The following is a 2,533-nucleotide window of genomic DNA, read 5'->3' as shown; positions in this document are numbered from 1 at the left end:
CCGTCTACAGCTTTACCCATGCCCCGTTTCGTTTTGACGACTGGACGCAGGCATCGACGAAGGCCATGCCCTTCGTGCCGTCGTCGATGGTCGGGTAGGTGACGGCGGGGTCGACGGCCTCGCCGCGGCGCTTGGCGAAGATGGCGCGGGCCGCCTCTGTGTAGATGTTGGCAAAGCCTTCGAGATAGCCTTCCGGATGGCCCGAGGGAATGCGGCTGACGCGGGCGGCGGCTGGCCCCGAGCCCGCACCCGCCCTTGTGATCAGCCGCTTCGGCTCGCCGAATGGCGTGTACCAGAGATAGTTCGGGTCCTTCTGCGTCCATTCGAGCCCGCCCTTGGTGCCGTAGACCCGGACCATCAGCCCGTTCTCATGGCCCGGCGCCACCTGGCTGCACCAGAGCAGCCCCTTGGCGCGCTCGCCGTTCTTCGCCTTGAAGCGCATCATCACATGGGCGTTGTCGTCGAGCTGACGGCCTTCGACAAAACTGTCGAGGTCGGCGGCGAGCTCCTCCAGCTCAAGCCCGGAGACGAAGGCGCCGAGATTATAGGCATGCGTGCCGATATCGCCGGTCGAGCCGCCAGCGCCGGAGCGGGCCGGATCGGTGCGCCAGGCCGCCTGCTTCTGCCCCGACTGCTCGATATTTTCCGTCAGCCAGTCCTGCGGATATTCCATCTGCACCAGCCTGACGGCGCCGATGTCGCCGTTCTCGACCATTTCGCGCGCCTGGCGCACCATCGGATAGCCGGTGTAGTTGTGGGTGAGCACGAACAGCGCATCGCTGTCGTCGGCCGCCTTCTTCAGCTTCTTCGCGTCCGACAGCGTCGAGGTCAGCGGCTTGTCGCAGATCACATGGATGCCGCGCTTTAAAAACTCCTTGGCCGCGTCATAGTGCACATGGTTGGGGGTGACGATCGCCACCGCCTCGATGCCGTCCTTCAGCTTGGCCTCGCGGATCGCCATCTGCTTGAAGTCGGAATAGACCCGCGACGGATCGAGCCCGAGTTCGCGGCCCGAGCTTTCAGCCTTCTCCGGCGTCGACGACAGCGCACCGGCCACCAGCTCGTAGTGATCGTCGAGCCGGGCTGCGATCCGGTGCACCGCGCCAATGAAGGCGCCCGAGCCGCCGCCGACCATGCCGAGCCTTATCCGCCGCTCGCGTTTCTCGCTCGTTCCCTCGATTGCCATCGTCCTGTCTCCTCGTATCGTTTCGTCGTCGTGTTTCGGTCGTGTCGTGCAGCGAAGCTGCCCAGATCGTGGACGTGGCCCCTCATCCGCCTGCCGGCACCTTCTCCCCGCAAGACGGGGAGAAGGGCGATTGCGGCACCGCCTGTGCTTCCCTCAAAGCCGTCACCTCCTGTGCCACATCGCGGGGCACGTCCCCCCTCCCCGCCTGCGGGGAGAGGGCTAGGGTGAGGGGCCGCCGCTTGCGCCATGACATCGGCCGGCCCCGGGGTCCCGACTGACGGAGGCGGCAAGCTCTGCGCTCGCCGCGATCCCGGGCTCCTGCCGCCTACCTCAGATCCCCAGCAGTCGCCGGTTGGAAGCCTCGTCGGTGCCACCGTCGGCAAAGTCGTCGAACGCCTTGTCGGTGACGCGGATGATGTGGTGCTTGACGAAGTCTGCACCCTCGCGCGCGCCGTCTTCGGGATGTTTCAGGCAGCACTCCCATTCCACCACCGCCCAGCCGGCAAAATCATTGGCCGCCATCTTGGAAAACACCGCGCCGAAATCGACCTGGCCGTCGCCGAGCGAGCGGAAGCGCCCGGCCCGGTTGACCCAGCTTTGATAGCCGCCATAGACGCCCTGGCGACCGGACGGGTTGAACTCGGCATCCTTGACGTGGAACATCCGGATGCGATCCTTGTAGATGTCGATGTTGTCGAGATAGTCGAGGCATTGCAGCACATAATGCGAGGGATCGTAGAGCATGTTGGCGCGGGCATGGTTGCCGGTGCGCTCCAGGAACATCTCGTAGGTGATGCCGTCGTGCAGATCCTCGCCCGGATGGATCTCGTAGCAGATGTCGACGCCGCAATCCTCGGCATGGTCGAGGATCGGCCGCCAGCGCTTCGCCAGCTCGTCAAACGCGGTCTCGACCAGGCCGGCCGGCCGCTGCGGCCAGGGATAGACGAACGGCCAGGCGAGCGCGCCGGAAAAGCTCGCCATCGCATCGAGCCCCAGGTTCTTCGAGGCCGTCAGCGCCAGCTTCACCTGCTCGACCGCCCACTCTTGCCGCGCTTTCGGATTGCCGCGCACTTCCGGCACGGCAAAACCGTCGAACACCTCGTCATAGGCGGGATGGGTGGCGACCAGCTGGCCCTGCAGATGGGTCGAAAGCTCGGTGATCTCGACACCGTTGTCGCGGGCAATGCCCTGGAGCTCGTCGCAATAGGTTTTAGACGTCGCCGCCTTCCGCAAATCGATCAGCCGGCCATCCCAGCTTGGCACCTGCACGCCCTTATAGCCGCAGTCCGCTGCCCATTTCACAATCGACGCAAACGAGTTGAACGGCGCCGCATCCCCCGCAAACTG

At 65.2% G+C, this 2,533-nt stretch carries 2 protein-coding genes; both read right to left on the bottom strand.

Annotated features, from left to right (window positions below):
- Positions 1-4 precede the first annotated feature (4 nt).
- Positions 5-1,186 (bottom strand): Gfo/Idh/MocA family oxidoreductase, encoded by a 1,182-nt coding sequence (locus RTP54_RS31030; protein ID WP_312367907.1) that lies wholly within the window; start codon positions 1,184-1,186, stop codon positions 5-7.
- Positions 1,187-1,516: 330 nt separating this feature from the next.
- A partial coding sequence (locus RTP54_RS31025) for a sugar phosphate isomerase/epimerase (protein WP_312367906.1) occupies positions 1,517-2,533 on the bottom strand: 1,017 nt, incomplete at its 5' end.

Origin of the sequence: Ensifer sp. (genome assembly GCF_031989085.1) — a bacterium.
In the GTDB taxonomy this organism is placed as follows: Bacteria; Pseudomonadota; Alphaproteobacteria; order Rhizobiales; family Rhizobiaceae; genus Ensifer.
This window is presented reverse-complemented; position numbering and strand designations above follow the sequence as displayed.

Coding starts and splice junctions, on each gene's coding strand:
- RTP54_RS31030 (WP_312367907.1), bottom strand. CDS start 1,186: ATGGCAATCGAGGGAACGAGCGAGAAACGCGAGCGGCGGATAAGGCTC.